Here is a 25,029-nt window from a genome sequence, read left to right on the forward strand (position 1 = left end):
CCAAATTTACGAAACCTTTCTATCATTTCCATCGCATATACCCTCCTTTAAGGTCATAGATTTTCACAAATCCCATACGTGCCAATTTATGGCTGGCCTGCCTACTTCTGCTTCCTGAACGACAATATAGATAGACCGGATTCCCTTTGTCCATCATACCAAAAGATCTTTCAAAATTTACGGAATCGAAAAAATCGATGTTCACCGCATTTTTGATATGTCCGTTTTGATATTCCACCGGACTACGGACATCTACCAATTGTACTTTTGTATCGGATATGGCCTGGGCATAGGCCCGGGCATCCAGAATCTCAATCTTGTCTTTGTGTTTCTTGGGTACTCCAAAAAGAATATTTAAAAACGACATAGTGTACATTATATAGTCATAAGGAAAATGGGTAAGAAACGGCCATTCTAAAAATGACCGCTCCTTAAAAACAACTCATCAACCAAACAATTTCGCCTTTTCATAAACTAAAATTACGAAATATGAGCAGGCCCCATGGTAACTCAGGTTACACAGAGAGCTCATTATTTTTACGTACTTTATTTTAGTTGGAAAGAAACTAGGAATACCTAAAGTCGGAGATAGTAGGTGTATTTCTCTTAAGTCAGTTTTGGGAACCATAAGCCTTTTTAAGCCCTTCCAAGGCAATGAAATCATTATGGATTCAAGTACGACGCGATGGTAAAAATGACGTAATTTCCATTCCTACCATTGGTCATTATGACCAAGCCCGATTTTTTATGGGGAGAAAACAGGGCAAGTGTACGCCCCCCGTTATTGGCCACGGTATGTCCTAAGATTCGTTCATCTTCAAAATCACAGATATACCAGCCTAGTCCAAAGCCTAATTTTTGAGGGCGGATTCCCTCTTTGGATTCGTCCTCAACACATTTTTCATATTGATTTCTTGAAATTTGAAATTGCGCTCTGCGAAGGTCCTCGGAAACATGTTCATTGTCCATAACGGCCAATAAAAACTTGGCATAGTCTCTGGTTGTAGTCCGCAACCCCCCGGCACCCAAGGCATTTTCCAACTTAAATGCATTGCGCCACTCTCCTTTTTAAATATAGGGTGATGCCAACCGACCTTCAAACCAATCCTAATACACCAACTACGAACTTTTCATCTCAGTAGGCGTAAAAAAGGTCTCCTTTGCTATAAGTTTGCTTTTTCTCTTTCCAAGGGAATCTTTTAAAATAGCATCGGATACTGGATTTGTTACGTAAACTACGGCAAAGAGTCCAGTTTTAATCTTCTAATCGGGCTATAAATCCCCAATTGGTATGTTGCAATCTCCCCAGATATTTAAAACCTTCCCCAAAAAAACCAGCATCCCCTTCCGTGACGACCAATAATTCGTTATTCCCTTTTTTAAGATTCAGGTTTATCCTAAAAGTGCCATCGAACATGCGTTCAAATTTTATCTTTTGATAGTTGAAAACCTCTTGGCCATTCAGCATAACTTTGATCCTGCCGACAAAATCAAAATTCAACATGGAATTTTTATCGCTATCGGAACTCAACTTCTTTCGGGCCAACACAATACCCTTAGGGTATTTAAAGTATCTAGCAAAATTTACAGTTTTGTCCTGTGGATGGTCTATCGCCTTCCAATTTTTAGATTTATCCGCTTTCTTAATCAACCTATCATAATGACCGGAAACACTGTCCCTGGGAAATTGTTCCGAGATTTCCCAAGATGTTAAAAAAGTATTTGTACTTGGTTTGGAAATTTTGGGCTTATCCTCCGAAAGCTCCTCATAGGTAATGTTTGCAAAATAGGAAACCCCGAACAAGCTCCTTAGCATAAAATTGCCTCCGGAAACTTCCGAATCCAAAAGCTGAATATCCATTTGCGGTTCTGGGCCGTGATCTACAAAGACTTTTAAATTAGTTCCCCTAACCTCAAAGGTTGCATGGAACCATTCCAAGGAACTGACATCCGCCGTGGTTTCATAAATGGGGTAATTATAAAATACCCAACTCAGGGCCCCATTGTAAATTGGGATATATTGTATGGCTTCCCGGGTTCCCCCCATTCCCGGCCTAAAATAAATGAAGCGATAGTTGAACTTGTCCTGTACCCGAAATCCCAATCCCGACATAACCTCTCCGGCGATATCCATTTCTACTCTAAAGTTCCTTACATTTTTGTCCTTTGTCAATGCAATGGACTGTTTTCTTCCATCCAGTTTAAGACTGCGTTTGCCCTTATAAATAGTATCGATATACGCTGTAGGTTTGTTTTCTTCGGATAGAATAATACATTTACCCTGCTCAAATAAAGCTTCCTGTCCGCTCACGGATTGTATGGATAAAAGAAAGGCTAAACTCAAAAAATAATGCTGTAATTTCATGATTGATGATTTTAAATAAATACCATTTTAAACTAATGGAAGCTATGTGTAGTAAAGCCCTTATTTTTCAACCGTTTTAGATTTTTTTTTGATCCATATTTGTAAATCACTGTAGATGAGTCACATATCAGACAATGACAAAAATCTTTTAGAAGCCATAAAAAAGCGCATCGAAGAGGCTTCCGGTCTTTACGGCGTACCGGGCTGGGTCCAAAAGGACTACGAATTTGTTGTTTTCTTTATTGAGGATCAAACAGGCCACCGATTAAGCCTGTCCACGGTGAAAAGAATATGGAAAAACGAGTTTGAAAGATTGCCCCATACCACTACCCTGGATATTCTGGCACACTTGGCGTATAACAAAGATTGGCATTCCCTTAAAAAGGAGCAATTAAATCCTGAGATACGAACCGTATTTCAGGGGGAAATCGCGAAAAAGCCTTGGAAAGCCAAAGACCTTAGGTTTTACTTTTTAATTCTTCTAGTAGCACTCCTAGCATTGGTTTTGGGGACCTACCTTTACCGTACCAAGTCCTCGAATTCCATATCAAGAGCAGCCGAGGAAGTTTCCTTTTCCTACGAGAAAACGGTTGAAGGCAAAATACCTAATACCGTTGTTTTTAGCTATGATATTGAAGGTGTGGACGCTAACCGATTCTTTTTGCAACAGAGTTGGGATACTAGCCGAAAAATCGAAATTTTTAAGGGAACCCATGAACGGACGGATATTTACTATATCCCCGGATATTTTACGGCCAAGCTGTTCGCGGACGGGAACATAATTAAAGAACTGCCTATACATGTAACCTATGAGGATTGGTTTATGGCCGCCCGGCAGCCCATGGAAAAAATCTACACGTTTAGTCCCACTTTCTGGTTAAAGGAGGATTATTTGGGAATCGAAAAATCAAGATTGGCGCAAAAGGGCATCGACCTAAACAAGAAAATGCAGTTGGCTTTTTATTATGTGACGGATTTTGGTCTGGATGGGGATAATTTTGAGCATAGCATCCGATTTAAAATGGAACCCTTGGAAGCCATAGACTGCCCTATTTTTAACTTGCATGTACAGGGTATGGATGGGTTTTATTGGATCATGTTCGGAAACAAAGGTTGCGAGAGCGAATTAGGAACGCAATTGGGCGATGTTATGCACAATGGAAAGAACGAAGACCTAAGTATGTTCGGAACTTCAGTATATGAATGGCAAAAAGTGGATGTTTTGACCGAAAATAAAAAGGTGATATTGAAGCTAAACGGAACCTCTATCTTTTCCAGTAACTATGACCAGTCTATTGGCCCCATAATGGAGATCAGCTATTTTTTCAATGGTATTGGTATGATTGACGATGTACTACTCAAAAACGCCAATGGCGCGACTACTTTTTCAGATGATTTTACCAAACCCTAAATGGATTGGTATATGGGAAATTTTTTCCCGATCCTACTAAAATCAAAATAAATTCAGGAAAAACATATGGAAAATTTGAGTACTTGTATATTTTCCATTATACTTGTGGAAAATATGCGATTTAAAATATTTTCCATGCCGGTCACAGAAATCTCCAAAGACGAAATCCTGGAAATTGCCCTACATGAATTTTTAAAGAACGGCATACAGGCCTTTACGATAAAGCAACTCACGGAACTCACTGGGATTTCGACCAAAACAGTCTATAAATTGTTTGCTGATAAGACAGGGCTTTTGAGAGTATGTCTCAACAAGCACTATCAATTACTATTTGACGAGTTATTGAAAATAAGCCTCAATTCCAAAGATGCTATAGAGTCTTTTTCCAAGGTTATGCATCGTATTGTAGCATTGGAATTTGATGTAAATCCGAAATTCTACGCTGAATTGAATAAGTATTACCCCAAACTTCAGGACGAAATCTTTGAAGCCAACGATAGAATGCTGTCCATTTTCAATGACATCCTCCAGCGAGGTATCCAAAATGGATTGTTCCGCCAGGAAGTAGATCCAAACGTATCTTGGATAAGCTTCCAGCGTCTATATAGCGGAATAACAAGGGAAAATGTTTATGGTCATCTGGCCCTCTCGGCCCCGGTTTTGGTAAAAAGTACCGTATTCGTATTCCTCAGGGGAATGTGTACCCCTACCGGGGTTCAAAAATTGGAACAATACGAGCAGTCCACTTTTCAATTCAGTTAATTAAATCACCTTCAAATGATAAAAAAAGTGTTTAAAACTGCAGCCTACATCCTCTTAGGCCTGTTCGTACTACTCATTGGAATTCTTGTTTTTTTCAATACCCAATACAACAAAGCAAATAAGGAGTTCAGTCAAAACGAAGCTAAAATAACCGATGAGGATTTATCCTTTTACCGGTTTGAACTTCAAAACGATTCGATCAGTGGGTTGTCCCTACTCCCATTACCCAAAAAGTTTTTTCCGAAAAAAGGTCAATTTAGCTGGCCCCAGAGATGGGAGGTCTCCACCGACCTACCCGAAGCGGCGAATTGGATGGATAGGCTTCTTGGAAATGACAATGAACCAACCTCGCTCACACGTCCAATTCTATTTAGAAAAATGAACGGTTTGACTCCTGAAGGGTATGAACTGGAAATCCTACCAGGCGGTATTACTATTGGATACGGTAATTCCGCCGGCGCTTATTATGCCCTGATCACCCTACATCATTTGAAAAAACAGTTCCCCCAAACCATCGATTGCCTAAAAATTGAGGACGAACCGGATATGACCGTCAGAGGTTTGATGTTGGATATAAGCCGGGATAAGGTACCCCAAATGCATACCTTAAAAGAACTTGTAGATCAACTTTCACTGCTCAAGTACAATCACTTACAATTGTATGTAGAGGGATTCTCTTTTGGATATCCTAGTTTCAGGGAACTATGGGAAGGCAAGGAAACGCCCGTAACACCAGAGGAGATAAGGGAGTTGGACGCCTATTGCAAGGAGCGGTTTATTGAGCTTGTACCCAATCAAAATTCCTTGGGGCATATGCAGGCTTGGTTACAAACCACGGCCTATGGGCACTTGGCGGAATGTCCTGACGGATATGAAATAATGCCCATGCGCAAAGTAAAAACTACCCTAGATCCATCAAACAAGGAGAGCATTGAATTGATCGAAAAGATGATGAAGGACATGTTGCCGCATTTCAGTTCAAACATATTCAATGCCAATCTGGACGAACCTTTTGAACTGGGTCATTGTAATACCGCAGAATTGGCAGCGGAAATCGGGGTGGGGCAAATTTATTTGGATCACGTTTTAAAAGTGTACGATTTGGCCAAAGCGGAAGGCAAGGAATTCTGGATGTGGGGCGATATCATCGGTAAGCACCCAGAACTACTGAAAGATATGCCCAGGGACATTACCGTGTTGGAATGGGGATACGAAGCCGAACATCCCTTTTACCAAAACACCCGCCGGATAAAGGAGCAGGGGCTTGATTTTTTGGTATGCCCGGGAACCAGCAGTTGGATGACCCTTACCGGTAGAACGGACAATATGCTGGGTAATATTGAAAATGCCATAATCAACGGTCTTAAAAATGGGGCCAAGGGCATGTTGTTGACGGATTGGGGCGATTTGGGACATTGGCAATATATTCCGGTGAGCTACCCTGGATTTGCATATGCCGGTGCCATAAGTTGGAATAGTGCCACCTCGCGAAATCTTCCATTGGAGCGGTATCTAAACACCTATATGTTCAATGATAAAAATCAAGATCTTGGGGGTATCGTCCTAAATATGGGACGTTCCTATCACTATGAAGAGCGGCACCTGCCCAATATGAGCCACAATTTTATGGCCTACCAATTTGGTATCGCCGATCCGGTATTGGAAAAGACCATTTACGGGGCTTTGGAGAAAAAGCTTCCGGAACTGGTGGGGGATTCCTTGTTCAGATTGTTCCAAGACCGTTTTGAGAATCAGCAGCATTTCCAAATGGACGGGCTGAACCAACATTTGGACAACTTGGAAATTGATTTGAATGTCCATGTTGACGAAACAAGTTTTGCGGCCCAAAACGACTCGGGGAACGAAGTTAGGAACGAACTTAGAAATGGCATAGAAATGCTACGCCTTGGTGCCGAAATCAGAAACTATGGTCAGCAAAAAGAAGATTGGACCAGCGGCCAAAGAGTGGACTACCTCACTGCGATGCTGAATCGTCTGACTTCGATACAGGAGGAACACCGAAGACTATGGCTCCTTAGGAACAAGGAAGGGGGCCTGGAAAGGAGTATGAAACCTTTTAGAAATCTGGAAGAACAGATACATAAACTCCTAAAAGTTGAACAAGGCAGTGGCTTTGGGAAATCGGTAGAACGATTTAAGGAAAAGGTCATTGCCGGTGGAGCCAATTGGTATCTGGGAGATTGAATTTGCCCGTCAAAACCATCCTTGCCCCTTCCCCACCTTCAGGAGAAGTCATTTTAAGAAATGGTTAAGATTAGCAGGATTCGGCTAGCACCGACTTGCTATCGACCTTATTTATCGTAATATTGCGATAAATAGATACCTAAAGGAAATGGGGTTAGCCAAGACTGAAATATTTACGGATAAACAAAACCAGATTGCGGTTTTTGCAAAGGCGTTCGGGCATCCTGCACGGGTTGCTATACTCCAACACTTGTTCAAAACGGATTCCTGCTTCTGTGGGAGCTTGGTGGACGAAATTGGACTGGCCCAGCCCACTGTTTCACAACATTTGAAGGAGCTGAAACATTTAGGTCTAATAAAGGGAAATGTGGAAGGCACAAGTGTCTGCTATTGTATTGACAAAGAAAACTGGACCGCCATGAAGGAGGTAATGTCCGATTTTTTAAACCAAGATTTACCCCCAAACAATGATTGTTGCTAAATAAAAAGTACAAAAACCAATGACCACAAAGACCATAGTTTTCGAAAAAATAGAACAAGAACTATCCTCAATACAGATCAATACCATTTCCGATGAACGCAGGGATACCTTACAGCCGCTCATCACCTTTATACAGAACAAAGCTGAGCATGGACAAGAGATAAGGCTCAACTTTATCTGTACCCATAACTCCAGAAGAAGTCATTTATCACAGGTTTGGGCACAGACTTTAGCCGCTTATTTCAATATTAAAAATGTGCACTGCTATTCCGGGGGAACGGAAGCCACGGCCCTCTTTCCGATGGCAGCCAAGACTTTGGCCGATTCCGGTTTTCAAGTGAAAACCATAGGCCCAGGCCCAAATCCGGTGTATGCCATCAAATATGCTGAGAATGCGTATCCCGTTATTGGATTCTCAAAAACCTTTGATGACGATTTTAATCCCAACAATGAATTTGCGGCCATCCTTACCTGCTCACAAGCGGATGAAGGCTGTCCCTTCATAGCGGGTGCCGAAAAACGGATTCCGATAACTTATGAAGACCCCAAGGCATTTGATAATACCCCGCAGCAAGCTGAAAAATATCAAGAACGCAGTCTGCAGATAGCGACCGAACTATTCTATGTTTTTTCTAAAATCAAGGCGTAACCATGGCAAACAAAAAACTGAGTTTTCTGGATAAAAATTTAACGCTATGGATTTTCATTGCTATGGCCTTAGGCGTTGGTATCGGATACTTCTTCCCGTCATTTCCCGAATTGCTAAATACGGCCAACAGTGGCACCACCAATATCCCCATTGCCATAGGCTTAATATTGATGATGTATCCACCGCTGGCTAAAGTAAACTACGCCTTATTGCCCAAAGTGTTCCGCAATACCAGGATACTATCCATATCACTGCTCCTAAATTGGATTATCGGTCCCATTTTGATGTTCTTTCTGGCGATTGTTTTTTTGAGGGATTATCCCGAATATATGGTGGGACTCATCCTGATAGGCCTGGCGCGCTGCATCGCCATGGTACTGGTCTGGAATGACCTTGCAGAAGGCAACAGCGAATACGGTGCGGGACTGGTGGCATTGAACAGCATCTTTCAGGTGTTCGCCTACAGTTTTTATGCGTGGATATTCATTACCGTTCTCCCCCCGTACTTTGGTTTTGAAGGGGCTATTGTGGACATTTCAATAGTAACCATTGCCGAGAGCGTCGCTATATACCTTGGAATTCCATTTTTATTGGGTATTCTTAGTCGCTTGGTTTTAGTAAGACTCAAAGGGGAGGAATGGTACAGAACAAAATTTATTCCCACCATTTCGCCAATTACTTTAATCGCATTGCTGTTCACTATTATAGTAATGTTTTCACTAAAGGGTGAACTGATCGTCGAGATACCTATGGATGTACTTATCATTGCCGTACCCTTGTTGGTGTACTTTAGTTTGATGTTTATCATCGGTTTTTTCTTTACCAAGGCCATGGGGGCGGAGTACGACAAAACAGCTTCGGTGGCATTTACGGCTGCAGGAAACAATTTTGAACTGGCCATTGCCGTGGCCATAGCGGTTTTCGGATTGAATTCCGGCCAAGCCTTCGCCGGGGTAATCGGGCCTTTAGTGGAAGTACCTGCTCTTATTCTTTTGGTAAGGGTAGCCTTCTGGTTGAGGAAAAAATATTACAGGCCTCAAACGGTATAACATATGACTATCCGGAAAGCACTTGCTAATCCTTTGTTTTAGGGGTGGGGAGAAATGAGAATCTCTAGGCAATCTGTTTTGGATGGGCATTGTGGGGTCTTCACCATTCCCTTTTTATGGGGTATTGCTCCCCGTTTTCCAGCCAGGTTCTTGCTATGGCCAAAGCCTCCCGAAACGCCTTCTCTTTTGAGTATCCGTGAACCTCGATCATCCCATTGGCCAACAAGTACGCTTTATCAATGACTTTCGGGTCTTCCTTCTTTAATTGGTGTTTGAATTCTTCTCGATTGAATTTTTTGCCCATTTTATCGATTCATGATTCTAATAGGTTACCAAGGTGTTAAGATAAGGCAAAAATCAAAAAATAACCCGAAACACCGATTATCTTCCGTAATCTCCTGTCTCCCGCATAAAATGGACATTATAAACCATACTTTTCTTGTGTCACGGATTTGAATTACTGCCGCCTTAAACCGTTACCTTCTCCTATGTAGAGCTAGGTTCCCGTTCCCGATCATTCCTAAAAAATAAGATCTCATTGCCCTGTCCCATGATGATAAGGTCCGTGGTTTTCAGAAAAAGGCCGGTTTCCACCACTCCGGGTATTTCTATAAGCGTTCTATTCAATTCGTTCACATCCCTTACTTCAAGAATATCGACATCAAGAATACAATTATTTTCGTCGGTTCTGTACGGCTTTCCATCAAGTTCCCTGAGCACAGGCTTCAAACCCATTTCATTTAGTTCGGCATGTAGCGTTGGAGTGGCAAAAGGAATGGTTTCCAAAGGCAATTTAAATTTCCCCAAGGTTTTGACCTTCTTTTCAGAATCGGTAATGATTACATTTAGTTTCGCATTGTATGCCAAAATCTTTTCCCTCAATAGTGCACCGCCGCCACCTTTTATCAATCGGAATTGCGGATCAAATTCATCCGCCCCGTCTATGTTGATGTCCAACCTACCGGCCTTTTCCAAGGGTATAAGTGGTATCCCTAAATCCTGGGCCAATTGGGCAGTCTTTTCAGAGGAAGGTACACCCTTCATAGATAGCCCCTTCTCAACTTCTTCCCCCAATTTACGGATCATGTGTATCGCCGTAGAACCGGAGCCCAGACCCACTATCATCCCGTTTTTAACCAAGGAGACAGACGCTATAGCCGCAATTTTCTTTTCATGTTCCATGCTGGCCGATTTCATTCTAAAATTCTTTGTAGCCAAAAATAGCCAATCCCTAAGAAATTAGGGTATTGGTTTCATTTCCAGGCTAAGTAATTCTACACTTAAAATTGTGTGCAATTTTTGCCCTAAATTTTCCTAAATTCGACCTATAATGATCAAAGCCCTAATTTTTGACCTGGATGGAACACTTATCCAAACGGAAGTACTGAAGGCAACTTCGTATGCACAGGCCATACAACAGTTGACCGAACAAGCTGTGGGGGAAAAGCAGGTAATGGATGTTTTTGGAAAATTCGTAGGTTTATCCCGGGAAAAGGTTGTGGAAGGTCTTTACGGGGAATTCCAATCGGAATTGGAACAGTACCTGGGCACCCAGGATTCCGATACTATTAAAGAGCGCATCATCAATAAAAGATTGTTTATCTATGATGAAATACTTCAGGATGCAGTTCTTTTGTCCGAGCATTTTTGCCCCTTTACCCTTGCACTTTTACATAAGGCCCATACAGAAAAGTTTAAAATTGTTTTGGCTACCATGTCCCATTTGCCCCAGGCCAAAAGGATGACCGCCATACTAGGGATAGCCGATAAACTTGACTTGACACTTACACGGGACGATGTCGCTAAAGGCAAACCAAATCCCGAGATTTATCTTAAGGCAAAAAATGTACTCCAGTTGAATTCAGATGAATGCTTGGTCATTGAAGACTCCGTTAATGGCATTAAGGCCGGACTCAAGGCCGGAATGCAGGTCTTTGCCGTTACGAACGATGTAACAAGAAGTTCCGTACATTCCTGTAATCTATTGGAAGAAGCCTATATCGTAGACACGCTTGAAGAACTTAGTGCAAGGGTATTTGGTTTTATTAAGGCCAAATCGTAGTTTTTACCCCTTAAAAAATTGGTCATTCTTCGCGCTGTACATAGGTACATTCGCTAACTTCTTACCAAACCCAAATCGATTACGGCAGATTCTTCCGTTCCGTTCCCTGTAAAATCAAAAGTGGTTATACCGCTTAGAAACAACACATTGTTTTCGATTGCGATATTGAACAATTCATAATCGTCCCTGGCATCACCATCAAAGACGATTATCAATAGGTCTCCATACTCCTCACCATTAAAACCAAGTTCCCCGGAAAATGTTTCCGAGCCTAGCCCGGGAGTGTTGATGGTGATGGCAAATCGGCCATTGGCTTGGACGGTCAGCGTAGCACTTCCGCCCTCCTCAATAATGTCCAATCGAGTACCGGAAACATCAATACTTTCAAAAACTGCACTTATAGCTACCCAATTTCCAGTAAAATCGGAAACGGAAAGCACAGGGCCATCCAAGGATATGGACAGATCCTCATCATCACTGCTACAGGAAAGGGATATGGCAATGGTTATTAGAACAATACCCAAGGAGAATATTGACCTTACTTTCCTATTCGAGTAATCCAAAACTTTGTTTTTCATTATTTCAACTTGTTTTGATTCAACATAAAACTATCCGCAATAGTATGCTTTCAACAATCACAATGCCTTCTCAAAAGTAATTGTATAGAAAGCGAGGGTTTACCACGGATGTTCCAATTTTTAACACCTATGTTACACGTATCGAACTCATTATCAAGGAAATCTAAGGATTCGCTATACAAAAGACCGATTTTACCCCTATCTTAGTAGGTGCACCAACCGCCTATCCGGTCAATATGAGAAAGCTTATTGTTTTTGGCTTTATCTGTTTAAACTGCTGGGCAGCCCATACCCAGCTTGCCTCAAAAATCGATAGTCTGGAACAATTGCTCGAAGCTAGTTCTGACCGCGATACTACCCGTATCCAACTACTTTTGGATGTGGCCAACGCCTATAGAGGGGTTAGTTTGGATACTTCCTATCTCTATGCAAAAAAAGCATACGACCTAGCTTCAGCGAGCGACCATGAATATGGCATGGCCTCGGCGGATAAAATAAGAGGGACCTATTTTCTTTATTCCGGGATTACAGATAGCTGCATTTTTTACTATCAAAGAAGCCAGGACTTATTTCAAAAATTAGGTGATTTGGATGGGGTACACGACATTAACTATAATCTAGGGCTTCTCCATGTATCATTGGCCGAGTATGACAAGGCCATCACCTATTACCAAAAGGATTTTGACTATCGAAACCAAATCAAGGACACTTTGGGGATAGCGGATGGTTACTTAAACATGGGAGCCGTCTTCCTGTATAAGGGCGACAACCAGAATGCCTACTCAAGTTTTACGGCCTCCCTTCCCTATTTTACCCAAGCCGGTGATAGCTTATCCGTAGCCAAGGTGAATTTTAATCTTGGAACCATACAATGGAACTATAGCAATTATGACTTGGCCTTAACCGATTTTTTCTCTGCATTGGAAATCTTTGAGCAGGAAGGCGACCGTTATCTATTGGCCAGTTGTTTGGAAAACATCGCAGGGGTATACGAGAACATGGAAAACTATAAAAATGCACTAAAATACTACAGGGCATCATTAGAAAACAGCACGGAGGTTGGCAATGCAAGACTTACGGCCTCCAACTATCACAGTCTTGGTGTGGCCATGGATAAAAGTTCCCAAAGGGACTCCGCACTTTACTATTTCGATAAAAGCTTGGGGCTATCGGAAGAAGGTGATTTCAAGGATTTAGTAAGCCTTAATTACCACAGTTTAGGAGTGCTGTATGCCGATGCTGATCCGGTAAAGGGCGCTGAATTTCTTAACAAAAGTATTTCCTTAAAAAAATCAATTGAGTTGGATGACCATAACATTGCCCTAAGCCTGTTTGAGCTCGGCACCCTACACGCGAATGGGCAACAATGGGCAGCGGCAAAAAAGGCTTTTGAGCAAGGATGGGAGATCTCCCGACAAACCGATAGCAAAGACATTAAAAGCAAACTTTCCTATGCCTTATATGACCTGCACAAGAAAATGGGAAATAAAAACAGGGCACTTTCTTATCTGGAAGAATTTTATGTATTAAAGGACAGTATTTTTGATGAGGAAACAAGCAAAAACATTGTGGCTCGGGAAATCCAATACGAGACTGCAAAAAAAGACCAACAGATACAACTTCTGGTTAAGCAAAAGGAGTTACAACAAGCCGAAGTAGCTACCAAGGAAGCCCTGATCAAGCAGCGTTCCGTTCAAAGGAACCTACTGATGTGGGGAATTGTCTCATTGATTATTATTTCTCTCCTTTTATTTCGAAACTATACTATAAAGCTTAAATCCCGTGAACTTGTCAACAGAAAACAGCAGGAGTTCGTAAACTTTAGATCACGTTTTTTCGCAAACGTATCCCACGAATTTCGCACGCCGCTTACCTTAATTCTTGGGCCCTTGAACGATTTGTTATCCTCGAATCCGGAAAACAGGGAACATCAACAAAGCTATCAATTAATGAAGCAAAACGGCGAAAAGCTTTTAGATCTGGTAAATCAGTTACTTGATCTTGCGAAACTGGAGGCCGGCAATATGCCCTTGCGTTTAACGGAAGCCGACCTCAAGACTTTTTTGAGGTCGCGGGCCGCGGCGTTTAGTTCGCTGGCCGACTTTCAGGATATTTCATTCCATATAAACGTTGCACCTGAAATAACATCGGGTTGGTTTGATTCCGATGCCCTTGAAAAGATTATCAACAATCTTTTGTCCAATGCCTTTAAATATATTGGGGAAGGAGGAAAAATAGACTTTAGTGCGTCATTAACGGATGGGAACGGTACAATTTCAGGAGAAGGCACCTTCTTAAAAATAGCGGTAAAGGATGACGGCTTGGGCATATCAGGTCCGGAACAGGAAAAGATTTTTGATCGTTTCTACCAAGTGAAGGGCCCTCCTACCCAAGAAAAAACAGGAACGGGCATCGGTTTGGCCTTGACCAAGGAATTGGTAGAATTGCATAAGGGACATATTGCCGTAGCTAGCGAGGAAGACAAAGGGACCACCTTTACGGTTATTCTACCCATAGCCAGGGAGCGGTTCAAGGAAGAGAACATCGTACTTGAGGATCAACATCCCCAGAATGTCCAGGACTTGCGCAGTATACTCCCCTCCATGGCTGCCAGCGATTTCAAAGTTCCAAAGGTCAAAACCAAGGGACTTCCCATTTTGTTGATTATAGAGGACAATGCCGATGTACGAATGTATATCCGGAAACAATTGCAAGACACCTATGAAATTGAAGAGGCCAACAATGGAGTTGACGGTTTTGATTTGGCCCAAAAGAAAATCCCGGATATTATAATCAGCGATGTAATGATGCCCGGAATGAGCGGAACAACACTGTGCGAAAAACTAAAACAGGACGAGAAAACGAGTCATATCCCAGTGATATTACTTACCGCATTGGCCTCTCAAGCCTCCAAGCTCAAAGGCATCGAAACAGGAGCGGACGACTATATTGTTAAGCCCTTTGACAAGAAGGAGCTAAGGGCCCGGGTCAAAAACCTGATCGATCAACGACAGTTGCTACGGGAAAAATATACCAGGCAGCTCCGTTTGGAGCCCAAGGCATTGGCCGTTACCTCTACGGATGAACGTTTTCTCAAAAAAGTGATGCATACCCTGGAACAGCGCTTGGACGACTCCTCCTTTGGAGTGGAGGATTTGGCAAGAGAGGTAGGCATGGGCAGAACACAGTTGTTTCGTAAAATGCGCGCGCTTACCGATCAAACCGTCCAAGACTTTGTTCGCGACTACCGACTAAAAAGGGCGGCACAATTGCTAAGGGACAAAGCCGGAAATGTATCGGAAGTTGCCTATCAGGTAGGGTTCAACAACCTTTCCTATTTTACAAAACGCTTTAAGGAGCTTTTCGGCAAAACACCTTCACAATATGCCTCTTAGATAATCGGTAACCCCACCACATATTAGGATTCGCTTTTTTTTTCGCTGAACTTGACAATGGTTGAAAGCCATAAATGGGGATATCATTGATAACCTGTAGTTAACGCAACCTTAAAACCAACTTTGCAATAGTCTAAAGGATTATTTACAAACTTTGAATAACCTGATTGTTTTGGCATGAAAAAACAGCAAATTTTGGCGTCCAGCAAGTCATTGTACCTCCCCTGTTTTGCTTCATGGTCTATATCTACTGCGTTGACAATCAGGTTTCATAAAGACACCAACACCCCCTATTTCCTATGAAAAAAAGATCGGTGGACCTTGTGGTCATTTCAGATGTGCATTTGGGTACATATGGATGTCACGCCAAGGAGTTATTGGCCTATTTGAAGTCCATAAAACCCAAGCAAGTTGTACTAAACGGTGATATCATAGACATTTGGCAGTTTAGCAAACGGTATTGGCCCAAATCCCATATGAAGGTAGTGAAACTGATTATGCAATGGGTTTCCAATGGGGTCAAGGTGTACTATATTACGGGAAACCACGACGAAATGTTACGGAAATTTGTAGGTTTTAGTTTGGGATCCTTTACCATATCGAACAAGGTGGTACTCTCTTTAAAAGGAAAAAAAGCTTGGATGTTCCATGGAGATGTCTTTGACGTAACCATGCAGCATTCCAAGTGGATCGCAAAGCTCGGCGCCATTGGATATGACTTTCTTATTCTCTTGAACCGTTTTGTCAATTTTGTTAGTAAAAAAATGGGGAAAGGGCCCGTTTCCATGTCAAAGCGAATTAAAAATGGGGTGAAATCGGCCATTAAATTCATTAGCGATTTTGAGAAAACAGCTGCCGATATTGCGATAGAAAAGAAATTCGATTATGTGGTCTGCGGTCATATCCATCAACCGGAAATTAAGCGGATAAAAACCGATAAAGGCTCCGTAGTGTATTTGAATTCGGGGGATTGGGTGGAAAACCTAACCTCGCTGGAATATCATAGAGGTAAATGGAAACTGTACAGTTATAACGAGGACGTATCGACCAAGGCCTCGGAGGTGGATGTCGCAGATCCCGTTGAAGTCCTGGAGAAAAATGTACTCTTTGAACATCTACTGCAGGAATTCAAGAATATTGAGCAAAACAGTATGTGAATCACTCCAAATGAAAGTGCTTTATGCTATTCAGGGAACGGGGAACGGACACTTGAGTCGGGCAAGGGATATCATTCCCATCCTTGGACGAAAAAAAATAGAACTTGATATCCTTGTCAGCGGTACCCAAGCGGATATCCCTATTCCTTATCCCATTAAATATCAGTTAAATGGATGGAGTTTCATTTTTGGAAAAAAGGGAGGAGTGGATATGTGGCGTACATATTTAAGAACCAATACAGCACGGTTGCAAAAGGAAATAAAAAGCATTCCCGTGACCCAATACGACCTTATCATCAATGATTTTGAACCTGTCACGGCTTGGGCTTGCAAATTGCAAAACAAGGCATGCATCGGTTTTAGCCACCAAGCTGCCGTTTTGGCACCGGGAGTACCCAGACCAAAGAAAAGTGACCCTTTGGGAAAGCTTATTCTTCGAAAATATGCCCCGACAACAAAATCATACGGGTTACATTTTAAAGAATACAACAAAAACATATATACACCGATTGTACGGCAAGAAATTCGGAAGACTACGCGAAGCTTAAAAAGTCATTACACGGTGTATTTACCCTCCTATAGCGATAAAAAGATTCTGAATATGCTCTCCAAAGTGAAGGGAATACAATGGGAAGTTTTCTCCAAACATACCCGAACCAATTTTTTTCAAAACAACATTTCCGTTCGTAAAATCAATAATAATGCCTTTATCCAAAGTATGGCATCATGCCAAGGCATGCTCTGTGGAGCAGGATTTGAAACCCCTGCGGAAGTATTGCATTTGGGCAAAAAGCTTATGGCCATACCTATGAAAGGCCAGTATGAGCAGCAGTGTAATGCAGCCGCATTGAAAGAAATGGGGGTTCCGATACTAAAATCGTTAAAAATGAAACACCTTGGCAAGCTTCAGGATTGGGTGGAGAGCAATCGAAAAGTGGAGGTTTACTATCCCGATATTACAGAACCCATTATCGACCGAATTCTTGAAGAGGCTACCGCCGGTGTCCTGCACTAAAAACACGAATGCGCAATATTCCAAAGAACGAACCTATCAATTTGAAGAAAAACGATTTTGGTGATGATTTTGTTTGGGGCGTATCCACGGCAGCATATCAAACCGAGGGTGCTTATTTGAAAGACCACAAGGGAATGTCCATCTGGGATGATTTCACGGCAAAGCCAAAAACAATTTTCGAAGGACATCACGGGCAGATCGCCTGTGACTTTTACCATCGCTATAGGGAGGATATCCTTTTGATGAAGTCCATGCATATCAAAAACTTCCGATTTTCGATTTCATGGCCCAGATTAATTCCCAAGGGATATGGCGAAGTAAATAAGGACGGGGTCGATTTCTACAATCGTGTCATCGATTTTTGCCTGGAATGCGGCATCACTCCTTGGGTAACCCTATACCATTGGGACCTACCTTTAGCACTGGAAGCCAAAGGAGGCTGGGCAAACCGAGATATTTTAGGCTGGTTTGGTGAATATACACGTCTTTGTGCAAAGTATTTTGGTGATCGGGTAAAACACTGGATGGTTTTAAATGAACCTATGGTTTTTACGGGCGCCGGATATTTTCTCGGAGTCCATGCCCCGGGTCGTAAGGGGCTAAAAAGCTTTTTGCCGGCAGTACATCACGCTACCTTGTGCCAGGCTCTTGGAGGTAGAATATTAAAGGAAGATATTGAGCAATCCTGTATCGGCACTACGTTTTCATGTTCGCAAATTTCCCCGTATTCAAAAAATGAGAAGGACTTGAGGGCGGCAAAAAAAGCGGATACCCTATTAAACCGTCTATTTATAGAACCTACCCTAGGCCTGGGATATCCTATGGAAAATCTAAACGTCTTAAAACGTCTTGAACGATACCATGGGCCCAATGACCAAAAGGACATGGCTTTTTCGTTTGACTTTATCGGCATTCAGAATTACACGAGGGAGGTCGTAAAACACAGTTATCGCGTTCCTTATTTACGGGCCAAAATCGTAAAGGCCAGCGAACGGGATGTTCCTATTACGGTTATGGATTGGGAAGTATATCCTCCCAGTATTTATGAAATGATCGCTAAATTCAACACATATCCTGGTATTAAAAAAATCATCATTACTGAAAACGGGGCAGCATTTGAGGATAAGCCAAAAAGCGGATCCGTAGACGACCCAAAAAGGGTAAACTACATACAGGATTACTTGAAACAAGTGCTGAGGGCGAAGAAAGAGGGGCTAGAGGTCTCGGGATATTTTACCTGGACCTTTATGGACAATTTTGAATGGGCCGAAGGCTACCACTCCCGATTTGGACTGGTATATGTAGACTTCACCACCCAAGAAAGGATTATCAAAAAATCCGGAAAATGGTTTAGGGCATTTTTAAGACCTTAAGCCTTTCCATTTTAAGGTCGACCTTGCGCAGTCTTCATTCTTGAAAATATGTCCAAAAGCTATGCTTGTTAATCGGGATCGGATGAAGTAAATGCGATGACCAAACAAGAGACTACGAAACAGATGGCAAAAAAGCTGATGAGGGCGATATAGTTGTTCATAAGTAGGAATTTTCGTTGAAAATAGCCAAAATCCCTATTCGCGAGACTTTTATAGGGTACTTTTCGATGAACGGGCCCATTTTAGAAAGGGAATCGGTCCATTGAACGGAAAATTTTCATTTGTATTCCTTTTGGAAGTCCATTTGTTCCATTTCCTTTAAGGCCCTGTTAAGGCTTCGCAAAGTTATCCCTAGATAGTCCGCAATATCCTTTTTGGAAAACATCCCGGTCTCCTCGGAAAAAAGTGGGGATAATTTATTCAAATTATGAGCCGTGGAGTAGGTTTGCTGACGGGAAGTACGAATTGCGGTATCCCTTAATTTTGTGGCAAGGGCCCGGGATACCATCAAATTGAATCCTGGAATATTATTCATCATAGCACAAAAATTATCCTTCCCTATGCAGTAGGTAGTAACATCGGTAAGTGCCATAACACTGCCAAAGGTCCTAGTGTTGTTTAGAACCTCTATTTCGCCCAACAGTTCGCCTGCACCAAAAAATTCCTGTACAAATTCCTTACCGTTTTCCTCGCTGACATAGCATTTGGCAATCCCTTCTTTTATAATATGGACCAATCTCCCCTTCTTTCCCTGCACGATCAACTTTTGTCCGGGAACAAATTGCCTTTCCCGAAAGGTTTCATATTCCTTCCGGTCATCCCATTGGGAGAAGAAATCAAGTAGTTCATTATTCGTCCGTATCATAGTAAGTTTTTAGGACAATTGTCCTTTTATGGTAACGAAAAAAGTACGTGATTTGAAATTAGCAAAACCGCCGTTTATGGACAAATTAATTATTGATACCGACCCCGGGGTGGATGACAGCATGGCCCTGCAGTTTGCCTTGGCCTCAAAAGAGTTTCATATTCTAGGAATTACCACGGTGTTCGGAAATGTCGATATTGAACAAACCACCAAAAATGCCTTACGTATACTTCATTTGGCCCAAAGGGCGGATATTCCCGTTGCAAAAGGTGCTTCCAAACCAGTTTATGGAGAATTCCTTGGCGGGGTACCCTTTGTTCATGGTGATGATGGGCAGGGGAATACCTGGAGACCGGCCGGTCCGTTAAAACCGATAGACATCGGAGCGGAAGAATTTATTATTGAGCAAGTACTACGCTATCCCAACCAAGTTCGGCTTGCTGCCTTAGGCCCATTGACCAATCTTGCCCGGGCCTTGGAAAAGAAACCTGAAATCCAGGATAAGGTAAAGGAAGTAGTATTTATGGGTGGAAATGCATTCTGCCCTGGAAATGCAACGCCTGCCGCCGAAGCGAACATGCTCTCAGATCCGGAAGCGGCCGATAGGGTACTGGGCGCGAATTGGCCCATGACTATGGTAGGGTTGGATGTTACCCATAAAACCTTACTTTCCCGGGATACCCTGAACAAAATTTCCTTGTTTCGTTCACCATTGAACGACTTTGTAATGGAAGCCTACCAGTTTTACCAGGACTTTTTCATGAAAGCCAATAAAATCGATGGGACCTTTGTACATGACTCTTCCGTTTTTGCCTATCTCATAGACCGAAGCCTGTACAAAACTGTGGAGTACCCCATTCGCGTAGAAACACAACACAGTATCAGCCGAGGCAAGACATGGCCCTCCTTAGGCGAAACAGATCACGAAGGTGCCAAGGCCCTGGAGCCCTGGCGCAACAGACCTAAAATTAAAATTTGTCTTGATGTTGAGGACAAGAAGGTAATTCAACTTTTGGAACAACGGCTTATGCAGTAATGGTATAACAGCCCTAGATAACCTATCCGTTTTCAACATACTCGAAAGGTGAACAACCGAAATACTGCTTAAATGCCTTGGAAAAATAGGATGGCCGATTGAATCCTACAGCATACCTTATTCTTCTCAATATAACCAACTACTTCAGTGTTTTTGAATTTGATAGGGATTGTGCCAGCATTGGCATATGACCCCACCAAAGATTTATCCAGCTCATTCCCTGACATTCAAAGGGTACGGAAACCAGGCAAATCAAGACTCCTAAATTTTGGTTTTACAATTCGATTAATTATCTAACGATAGTATACCGTAAATCCGGAAGCCGGAAATTCAGAAGGGCAAGTTCCCGTGGTTTCCCTTGCCAAGTATAAGGTACCATCCGGTTGTAGCTGGAAATAAAAGTAGCCGCCGGAATCCAGTTCGTAGCAATGCTCCGTGGTCACCTCTTCCGGATCTACATGGGTCGCCTCGCCAAAGGGTACCCGATGGACCGTGGATTCCGTGCCTCGGACAATCTTTACCGTCCCGTTCAATGCCGTTGCTACATGCACGGGTGAAAATTCGGTCTGGCCAAAATAGGGAGTCGAAAATACCTCCACGGTGTCAAACCAAGTCCCGGCAATAGTGCCTTCCTTCCCTCTTGGCCCCCTACAACTTAAGGATTGGACCAACGGTCTAGGACCGAAAAGGTCGTACATCTGATTTCGCAAGTCTCCAGTGTAGTAATCATAGGGGCAAGAAGCGAATTTAAATGTCTCTACAGAATGAAAACGGTCATCGTTCAAAAAGCTGAGCGGACGTTCACTATGATATACGCCAAAGTCAAAGCTTTTGGCTTGTACCGTGCCCGAAGTGGTTCCTAGTAAGTCTCCGGCCGAAACTTGCAGCAGTATGGGAGGTTGTCCTTCGAACATACTTATTCCTTGATTTGTGGCCAGATTTCGGATTGCGGTAATGGGATTCGTTATATGTCCAAAACGGAGTACCACCTCACAGCTAGCGCGGAACATCAATCCAAAGTCCGCCCCGTCATCCGTAACGTTCACCAAATCCATATCCACAGGCGCATATACGGGCACCTCAGCTACATCAGGTTTAATGAACACGTATGAATGTGCCGAAAAGTTATGAAAGGCTTGTATTTCGCCAAGCGGCTCTATATGATCAATACCGTTAAGATCCGTAAAAGGGGTTGTAAAACTTAGGTTGGGATTGGAACCGGTTTCGCATGCAGAAAGCGGTGGCGGTCCGCTGCTATCACCATCATCACTTCCGCATCCAGCAAGAAATAAGGAAAATAATAAGAGTACAAGGGATTTTCTAAGCTCCTTAAACATAACATCAATATTCATTTGAGTAGCTAATTTAATCCAATGAAAAAGGATAGTGCTTGGATCTTGAATGCCTCTCAAAACATTTACTTCAAAAGCACATCCGTTTCAAGGTAGCGATTTTTGTTTGATTTCTTTGGCCATTCAGACATATTATAAAATGCCTTGACCGCTTCATAGTTTGAATAATTCAATTTTCCGGCTTCTGGACTTTCTGGAATTAGTATATATCTAAATATGTTGCCTCTGCCTCCTGAATATCGAAATTCCATTATATCGAATGCATAGGGGTCGTATTAAATATTTGCCAAACGCCCAAGCTAAAAGCTGGGTATTTAGTTATATCCCAAGAAAAGAAAAGTGATATGATATCGAATCTCGCAGTTGAAAGTTTATGTATGTTAGTATGAAACGAATCACATTTATATCGATATTGGGGAGTAAACATGTATTTTCATCTTTAATAAAACCGTAGCCGGTACAAGTAAATAAACTATGAAATATATAACCATCATTTTGTTTTTGACTTTAATCGGATGTAAAAGTGATTCAAAAAATGAAATGGAAGCCGAAGACGGAATTGACAGAACCGTTCATGAAATGTGGAACGGCTATACAAAATCAAATCCCGAATTCAAAAATGACGAACTACCGGAGTCTTGGTATTTCCATAATAATGAGGAAGATGCCAATCGACTGGCAGAATTAACTTTGAATGGAAAGAAGAAAGCTTCTTCCGGCTTATATTTTTGGTACGAGGAAGCTAAAGCAGATTTACCAAAAGTCGGAACAAAACATATTATAACTGATTTCAATGGGAAAGCCCGAGCCATAATCGAGATCAAAAAGGTTGATACGGTTCCATTCAATAAAATTTCCAAAGCTTATGCCGAAATGGATATGGGAACAAAAAACGAACCTCTTAAAAAGTGGAAAAAAGCACATTGGGAATTTTTTGCAAACGCCATGGAAGAGAGTGGGAAGAAACCCACTGAAGAAATGCTTATCGTTTGTGAAAGATTTGAAACAATCTGGACGGAAAACCACCAATAGCTGCAACTTACCAAAGGTATAGTAATTCATTCCATTCCTTAGGTGAGCATATTGATCATTCTTTTGGGGTATAGTTTAGAATCGTAAGATACTTGGGCCAGGGACCTACCTCGTTCTTATATTGCTTGGCCATGGTCCTTGAGATTTGGGCAATATGCCCAAGGTCATGTACTACCCATGCGGATAAAAGCTGGGCCAACGTAACCTCACCCAATTCCGGGTGGATTCCCGTACGTTCGTAATCGTTTGAAACAAGGTTTCTTGAGCTTAATTCCGTAAGATTGTCTTTTCGCAGTTCTTCAAACTCATCGAGCAGATTTTTGAGGGTTTTGTGCTTGGAATTTTCAAATTGTGCAAATCTATCGAAAGGTTCAAAGGTAGGGTTTGGGCCTTTTTCCAAAATAAGGGCCGTTCGTATCATCCAGTCGGTCTTTTCCCCATGGATCAAATGTCCAATGACATCAAAAGGGCTCCAAGTGCCTTCACCTTCATTTCCCTGAACCCATTCCTTGGGCAACCCCTGTAAAAGGGTCCTTAAAACGGTGGGGGTTCTCTCTAAAATCGGAATGGCCTCGTCTAGTTCAAATTTCATCATTACTCTATTTGTGGTTGTAGATTCTTTGTTGGTGCATACCCTAACTATTGCACATGCCTATTCCCGGCTCCGTGACCTGTAACGTTTTACAAAGCGCGTGAGTATTTCCTTTGCCATTGGGGTTTTGGTGGGGCGAATAGTCTTAATCAGTCCATTTGCTTCTTCCGGGGTAAAATAACCATTGTCCTTGTAGGTCTTAATCCGCAAAATGAATTCATTCGCATCGGCCTCGGGATGGAATTGCGTGGCGTAAATGTTCTTTTTGACCCTGAACATTTGAACGGGGCAAGTCTGGGACGAAGCCAAAAGAACGGCACCCGGAGGAATCGTATCGCAAGCTTCCTTATGACCCACCAACGCAGAAAATGTTCTTGCCAAGCCCTTTAGAAGAGGATCGTTTGCACCTTCCTCGGTTACTGTTATTTTGACGCTCCCAACAGGTTCGGAATATTTTCCGGATATCCGGGCCCCACAATATTGCCCCAAAAGCCCATTGCCCGAACAAGCCCCAAAAAATGGGACATCCGCCGGAACAACCTGATCGAACAAGGTATCGTAAAAGACCTCAATATTCTTTTGAATTCTACCCTTTTTTTTTGGGTCCATACTCACATCAAAAGGGCTTCCCCCGGCAATAACCGCGGAATAGTCGTCAATGGCAATCTCAGGAATGCCCTGTTCCAATCGGACACGCCGCACCTCATCCAGACCCAATCCACCCACACGTAAAATGGCCTGGAACTCACTATCGGCCGCTTCATCTTCGGGCCGCATCTGTAAAATGAGCATTTTCCGCATTAAGCCTTATTTATTTCCAGCCATAAAAGCTATAAAAAAAGAAGAGGATTGGAAAACCTTTTCTCCCATGTATAGCTTCAAAGGTAAGGTGCCATCCATTCCCTGCATCCCTACAATATATAAAAACCTGGTATAACGTTTTCAAAAGCCATTTGCCTTTTGCCCGGAATCTCCAAAAAAATGGCAACAATCTATGTTTTCCTAGCACTCGGCCACTAGTGGTATAAATCCAGTGATTTCATTTTTCCAATACGATTTAAAGGGCCGATTGATAAAAGGCTTAAAGGGATACCCTATTGCAAATACCTGGAGGGGAAGTTCAACGTCTGCATGGCATAATCAAGATCACCGCAAAAATAATGCGTACCTTTAAGTCACTGATAATCTTAAACTTCTGACCAATGGAATCAAAAAAACAACTATCAAAAGGCCGTTTATGGGTGCCCTATATCCTTCAGGGCATTATAGTGCTCATGTTCCTAATGGGAGCGGTAATGAATATTCTTGGTACGGAGCAGGCCGTAGATGGCGCCGTTGCCATGGGCTATCCTGAGTCCTCGGTGCGCTATATGGGACTGGTCTTGCTCTTAGGTACCCTTTTATATGCATATCCCAAAACCTCGGGTTTGGGTGCCGTATTACTTACGGGATGGTTGGGTGGTGCCGTAGCCACGCATACCATCAATGGAGATCCACTTTTCAATACGGTTTTCCCCATAATTTTTGGCATCGTCCTATGGTTGGCCCTATGGTTGAGACAGGAAAAGGTTCAAAGTTTGTTTTCGTTTAAATAATGGTCTCCCATCATACAAAGGCCTTGTGCCATACTCCATTTTAAGATGATGGATA

The 25,029-nt window shown here is 42.4% G+C and carries 25 protein-coding genes; 14 read left to right on the top strand and 11 right to left on the bottom strand.

Annotated elements, in window-relative coordinates:
- Nucleotides 1-22: 22 nt before the first annotated feature.
- The 3 genes from Q0993_RS10745 to Q0993_RS10755 form a co-directional block, all read right to left on the bottom strand.
- On the bottom strand, nt 23-367 hold the full coding sequence (locus Q0993_RS10745) for a rhodanese-like domain-containing protein (protein WP_299532732.1): 345 nt from the start codon (nt 365-367) through the stop codon (nt 23-25).
- 296 nt (nt 368-663) lie between these two features.
- On the bottom strand, nt 664-1,041 hold the full coding sequence (locus tag Q0993_RS10750) for a serine hydrolase (protein ID WP_299532734.1): 378 nt from the start codon (nt 1,039-1,041) through the stop codon (nt 664-666).
- 214 nt (nt 1,042-1,255) lie between these two features.
- Complete coding sequence (locus Q0993_RS10755) at nt 1,256-2,365, bottom strand: hypothetical protein (RefSeq protein ID WP_299532736.1); 1,110 nt, start codon at nt 2,363-2,365, stop codon at nt 1,256-1,258.
- A 115-nt stretch (nt 2,366-2,480) separates the two neighbouring features.
- Here Q0993_RS10755 and Q0993_RS10760 point away from each other — a divergent pair, with 115 nt between their 5' ends.
- The 6 genes from Q0993_RS10760 to arsB all read left to right on the top strand — a co-directional run bounded on the left by Q0993_RS10760 (nt 2,481) and on the right by arsB (nt 8,922).
- Nucleotides 2,481-3,776, top strand: a complete 1,296-nt coding sequence (locus tag Q0993_RS10760; protein ID WP_299532738.1) for a hypothetical protein — start codon at nt 2,481-2,483, stop codon at nt 3,774-3,776.
- 135 nt (nt 3,777-3,911) lie between these two features.
- Nucleotides 3,912-4,538, top strand: coding sequence for a TetR/AcrR family transcriptional regulator (locus Q0993_RS10765; protein WP_299532739.1), 627 nt, complete (start codon nt 3,912-3,914; stop codon nt 4,536-4,538).
- 15 nt (nt 4,539-4,553) lie between these two features.
- Nucleotides 4,554-6,743 (top strand): family 20 glycosylhydrolase, encoded by a 2,190-nt coding sequence (locus tag Q0993_RS10770; RefSeq protein ID WP_299532742.1) that lies wholly within the window; start codon nt 4,554-4,556, stop codon nt 6,741-6,743.
- 148 nt (nt 6,744-6,891) lie between these two features.
- Nucleotides 6,892-7,224: a helix-turn-helix transcriptional regulator gene (locus tag Q0993_RS10775; RefSeq protein WP_299532744.1), complete on the top strand. Its 333-nt coding sequence runs from the start codon at nt 6,892-6,894 to the stop codon at nt 7,222-7,224.
- A 19-nt stretch (nt 7,225-7,243) separates the two neighbouring features.
- The gene (locus Q0993_RS10780; RefSeq protein WP_299532745.1) at nt 7,244-7,873 is read left to right on the top strand and encodes a protein-tyrosine-phosphatase; all 630 of its coding nucleotides are present in this window, start codon (nt 7,244-7,246) and stop codon (nt 7,871-7,873) included.
- 2 nt (nt 7,874-7,875) lie between these two features.
- The gene (gene arsB, locus Q0993_RS10785) at nt 7,876-8,922 is read left to right on the top strand and encodes an ACR3 family arsenite efflux transporter (RefSeq protein ID WP_299532748.1); all 1,047 of its coding nucleotides are present in this window, start codon (nt 7,876-7,878) and stop codon (nt 8,920-8,922) included.
- A gap of 100 nt (nt 8,923-9,022) precedes the next feature.
- Here the strand turns inward: arsB and Q0993_RS10790 are convergent, their stop codons facing one another.
- Together Q0993_RS10790 and rpiA are read right to left on the bottom strand one after the other, a co-directional pair.
- Nucleotides 9,023-9,226 carry a hypothetical protein gene (locus Q0993_RS10790; RefSeq protein WP_299532751.1) on the bottom strand — a complete coding sequence of 68 codons (204 nt, stop codon included), beginning with the start codon at nt 9,224-9,226 and terminating at the stop codon, nt 9,023-9,025.
- Between the two features lie 182 nt (nt 9,227-9,408).
- The gene (rpiA, locus tag Q0993_RS10795; RefSeq protein WP_299532753.1) at nt 9,409-10,119 is read right to left on the bottom strand and encodes a ribose-5-phosphate isomerase RpiA; all 711 of its coding nucleotides are present in this window, start codon (nt 10,117-10,119) and stop codon (nt 9,409-9,411) included.
- A gap of 133 nt (nt 10,120-10,252) precedes the next feature.
- Here rpiA and Q0993_RS10800 point away from each other — a divergent pair, with 133 nt between their 5' ends.
- Complete coding sequence (locus Q0993_RS10800) at nt 10,253-10,984, top strand: HAD family phosphatase (protein ID WP_299532755.1); 732 nt, start codon at nt 10,253-10,255, stop codon at nt 10,982-10,984.
- Nucleotides 10,985-11,037: 53 nt separating this feature from the next.
- On the opposite strand, the gene Q0993_RS10805 is transcribed toward Q0993_RS10800, so the two are convergent.
- Nucleotides 11,038-11,562, bottom strand: coding sequence for a hypothetical protein (locus Q0993_RS10805; RefSeq protein ID WP_299532757.1), 525 nt, complete (start codon nt 11,560-11,562; stop codon nt 11,038-11,040).
- 236 nt (nt 11,563-11,798) lie between these two features.
- Between Q0993_RS10805 and Q0993_RS10810 the strand changes: the two genes are divergently transcribed.
- The 4 genes from Q0993_RS10810 (at nt 11,799) to Q0993_RS10825 (ending at nt 18,502) form a co-directional block, all read left to right on the top strand.
- Entirely contained in the window at nt 11,799-14,957 is a 3,159-nt protein-coding gene (locus Q0993_RS10810) for a response regulator (RefSeq protein ID WP_299532759.1), read from the top strand.
- A 299-nt stretch (nt 14,958-15,256) separates the two neighbouring features.
- Nucleotides 15,257-16,114, top strand: coding sequence for a UDP-2,3-diacylglucosamine diphosphatase (locus Q0993_RS10815; RefSeq protein WP_299532761.1), 858 nt, complete (start codon nt 15,257-15,259; stop codon nt 16,112-16,114).
- Nucleotides 16,115-16,124: 10 nt separating this feature from the next.
- Nucleotides 16,125-17,129, top strand: coding sequence for a glycosyltransferase family protein (locus tag Q0993_RS10820; RefSeq protein ID WP_299532763.1), 1,005 nt, complete (start codon nt 16,125-16,127; stop codon nt 17,127-17,129).
- An 8-nt stretch (nt 17,130-17,137) separates the two neighbouring features.
- The gene (locus tag Q0993_RS10825) at nt 17,138-18,502 is read left to right on the top strand and encodes a GH1 family beta-glucosidase (RefSeq protein WP_299532765.1); all 1,365 of its coding nucleotides are present in this window, start codon (nt 17,138-17,140) and stop codon (nt 18,500-18,502) included.
- A 277-nt stretch (nt 18,503-18,779) separates the two neighbouring features.
- On the opposite strand, the gene Q0993_RS10830 is transcribed toward Q0993_RS10825, so the two are convergent.
- Nucleotides 18,780-19,367 carry a Crp/Fnr family transcriptional regulator gene (locus tag Q0993_RS10830; RefSeq protein ID WP_299532768.1) on the bottom strand — a complete coding sequence of 196 codons (588 nt, stop codon included), beginning with the start codon at nt 19,365-19,367 and terminating at the stop codon, nt 18,780-18,782.
- Nucleotides 19,368-19,443: 76 nt separating this feature from the next.
- Here Q0993_RS10830 and Q0993_RS10835 point away from each other — a divergent pair, with 76 nt between their 5' ends.
- Nucleotides 19,444-20,403 (top strand): nucleoside hydrolase, encoded by a 960-nt coding sequence (locus Q0993_RS10835; RefSeq protein WP_299532771.1) that lies wholly within the window; start codon nt 19,444-19,446, stop codon nt 20,401-20,403.
- Nucleotides 20,404-20,425: 22 nt separating this feature from the next.
- On the opposite strand, the gene Q0993_RS21885 is transcribed toward Q0993_RS10835, so the two are convergent.
- Together Q0993_RS21885 and Q0993_RS10840 are read right to left on the bottom strand one after the other, a co-directional pair.
- Entirely contained in the window at nt 20,426-20,542 is a 117-nt protein-coding gene (locus tag Q0993_RS21885) for an AraC family transcriptional regulator (RefSeq protein WP_367279602.1), read from the bottom strand.
- A gap of 154 nt (nt 20,543-20,696) precedes the next feature.
- Complete coding sequence (locus Q0993_RS10840; RefSeq protein ID WP_299532774.1) at nt 20,697-21,755, bottom strand: hypothetical protein; 1,059 nt, start codon at nt 21,753-21,755, stop codon at nt 20,697-20,699.
- Nucleotides 21,756-22,229: 474 nt separating this feature from the next.
- Between Q0993_RS10840 and Q0993_RS10845 the strand changes: the two genes are divergently transcribed.
- Complete coding sequence (locus tag Q0993_RS10845; protein ID WP_299532776.1) at nt 22,230-22,787, top strand: ASCH domain-containing protein; 558 nt, start codon at nt 22,230-22,232, stop codon at nt 22,785-22,787.
- A gap of 55 nt (nt 22,788-22,842) precedes the next feature.
- Here the strand turns inward: Q0993_RS10845 and Q0993_RS10850 are convergent, their stop codons facing one another.
- Nucleotides 22,843-23,382, bottom strand: coding sequence for a DinB family protein (locus tag Q0993_RS10850; protein ID WP_299532778.1), 540 nt, complete (start codon nt 23,380-23,382; stop codon nt 22,843-22,845).
- A 57-nt stretch (nt 23,383-23,439) separates the two neighbouring features.
- On the bottom strand, nt 23,440-24,180 hold the full coding sequence (locus tag Q0993_RS10855; protein WP_299532780.1) for a glutamine amidotransferase: 741 nt from the start codon (nt 24,178-24,180) through the stop codon (nt 23,440-23,442).
- Nucleotides 24,181-24,581: 401 nt separating this feature from the next.
- Between Q0993_RS10855 and Q0993_RS10860 the strand changes: the two genes are divergently transcribed.
- A complete protein-coding gene (locus Q0993_RS10860) occupies nt 24,582-24,974 on the top strand; it encodes a DoxX family protein (protein WP_299532782.1) in 393 nt (130 codons plus the stop codon).
- Nucleotides 24,975-25,029 lie beyond the last annotated feature (55 nt).

The organism is Ulvibacterium sp., assembly GCF_028285715.1.
Lineage (GTDB): Bacteria > Bacteroidota > Bacteroidia > Flavobacteriales > Flavobacteriaceae > Ulvibacterium.

What these genes read in the sequence shown, in the direction of transcription:
- arsB (WP_299532748.1), top strand. Translation starts at nt 7,876, where the DNA reads ATGGCAAACAAAAAACTGAGTTTTCTGGATAAAAATTTAACGCTATGG.
- Q0993_RS10840 (WP_299532774.1), bottom strand. Translation starts at nt 21,755, where the DNA reads ATGAATATTGATGTTATGTTTAAGGAGCTTAGAAAATCCCTTGTACTC.
- Q0993_RS10780 (WP_299532745.1), top strand. Translation starts at nt 7,244, where the DNA reads ATGACCACAAAGACCATAGTTTTCGAAAAAATAGAACAAGAACTATCC.
- Q0993_RS10815 (WP_299532761.1), top strand. Translation starts at nt 15,257, where the DNA reads ATGAAAAAAAGATCGGTGGACCTTGTGGTCATTTCAGATGTGCATTTG.
- Q0993_RS10800 (WP_299532755.1), top strand. Translation starts at nt 10,253, where the DNA reads ATGATCAAAGCCCTAATTTTTGACCTGGATGGAACACTTATCCAAACG.
- Q0993_RS10760 (WP_299532738.1), top strand. Translation starts at nt 2,481, where the DNA reads ATGAGTCACATATCAGACAATGACAAAAATCTTTTAGAAGCCATAAAA.
- Q0993_RS10820 (WP_299532763.1), top strand. Translation starts at nt 16,125, where the DNA reads ATGAAAGTGCTTTATGCTATTCAGGGAACGGGGAACGGACACTTGAGT.
- Q0993_RS10850 (WP_299532778.1), bottom strand. Translation starts at nt 23,382, where the DNA reads ATGATGAAATTTGAACTAGACGAGGCCATTCCGATTTTAGAGAGAACC.
- rpiA (WP_299532753.1), bottom strand. Translation starts at nt 10,119, where the DNA reads ATGAAATCGGCCAGCATGGAACATGAAAAGAAAATTGCGGCTATAGCG.
- Q0993_RS10790 (WP_299532751.1), bottom strand. Translation starts at nt 9,226, where the DNA reads ATGGGCAAAAAATTCAATCGAGAAGAATTCAAACACCAATTAAAGAAG.
- Q0993_RS10810 (WP_299532759.1), top strand. Translation starts at nt 11,799, where the DNA reads ATGAGAAAGCTTATTGTTTTTGGCTTTATCTGTTTAAACTGCTGGGCA.
- Q0993_RS10775 (WP_299532744.1), top strand. Translation starts at nt 6,892, where the DNA reads ATGGGGTTAGCCAAGACTGAAATATTTACGGATAAACAAAACCAGATT.
- Q0993_RS10860 (WP_299532782.1), top strand. Translation starts at nt 24,582, where the DNA reads ATGGAATCAAAAAAACAACTATCAAAAGGCCGTTTATGGGTGCCCTAT.
- Q0993_RS10835 (WP_299532771.1), top strand. Translation starts at nt 19,444, where the DNA reads ATGGACAAATTAATTATTGATACCGACCCCGGGGTGGATGACAGCATG.
- Q0993_RS10825 (WP_299532765.1), top strand. Translation starts at nt 17,138, where the DNA reads ATGCGCAATATTCCAAAGAACGAACCTATCAATTTGAAGAAAAACGAT.
- Q0993_RS10845 (WP_299532776.1), top strand. Translation starts at nt 22,230, where the DNA reads ATGAAATATATAACCATCATTTTGTTTTTGACTTTAATCGGATGTAAA.
- Q0993_RS10755 (WP_299532736.1), bottom strand. Translation starts at nt 2,365, where the DNA reads ATGAAATTACAGCATTATTTTTTGAGTTTAGCCTTTCTTTTATCCATA.
- Q0993_RS10765 (WP_299532739.1), top strand. Translation starts at nt 3,912, where the DNA reads ATGCCGGTCACAGAAATCTCCAAAGACGAAATCCTGGAAATTGCCCTA.
- Q0993_RS10855 (WP_299532780.1), bottom strand. Translation starts at nt 24,180, where the DNA reads ATGCGGAAAATGCTCATTTTACAGATGCGGCCCGAAGATGAAGCGGCC.
- Q0993_RS10770 (WP_299532742.1), top strand. Translation starts at nt 4,554, where the DNA reads ATGATAAAAAAAGTGTTTAAAACTGCAGCCTACATCCTCTTAGGCCTG.
- Q0993_RS10805 (WP_299532757.1), bottom strand. Translation starts at nt 11,562, where the DNA reads ATGAAAAACAAAGTTTTGGATTACTCGAATAGGAAAGTAAGGTCAATA.
- Q0993_RS10830 (WP_299532768.1), bottom strand. Translation starts at nt 19,367, where the DNA reads ATGATACGGACGAATAATGAACTACTTGATTTCTTCTCCCAATGGGAT.
- Q0993_RS10745 (WP_299532732.1), bottom strand. Translation starts at nt 367, where the DNA reads ATGTCGTTTTTAAATATTCTTTTTGGAGTACCCAAGAAACACAAAGAC.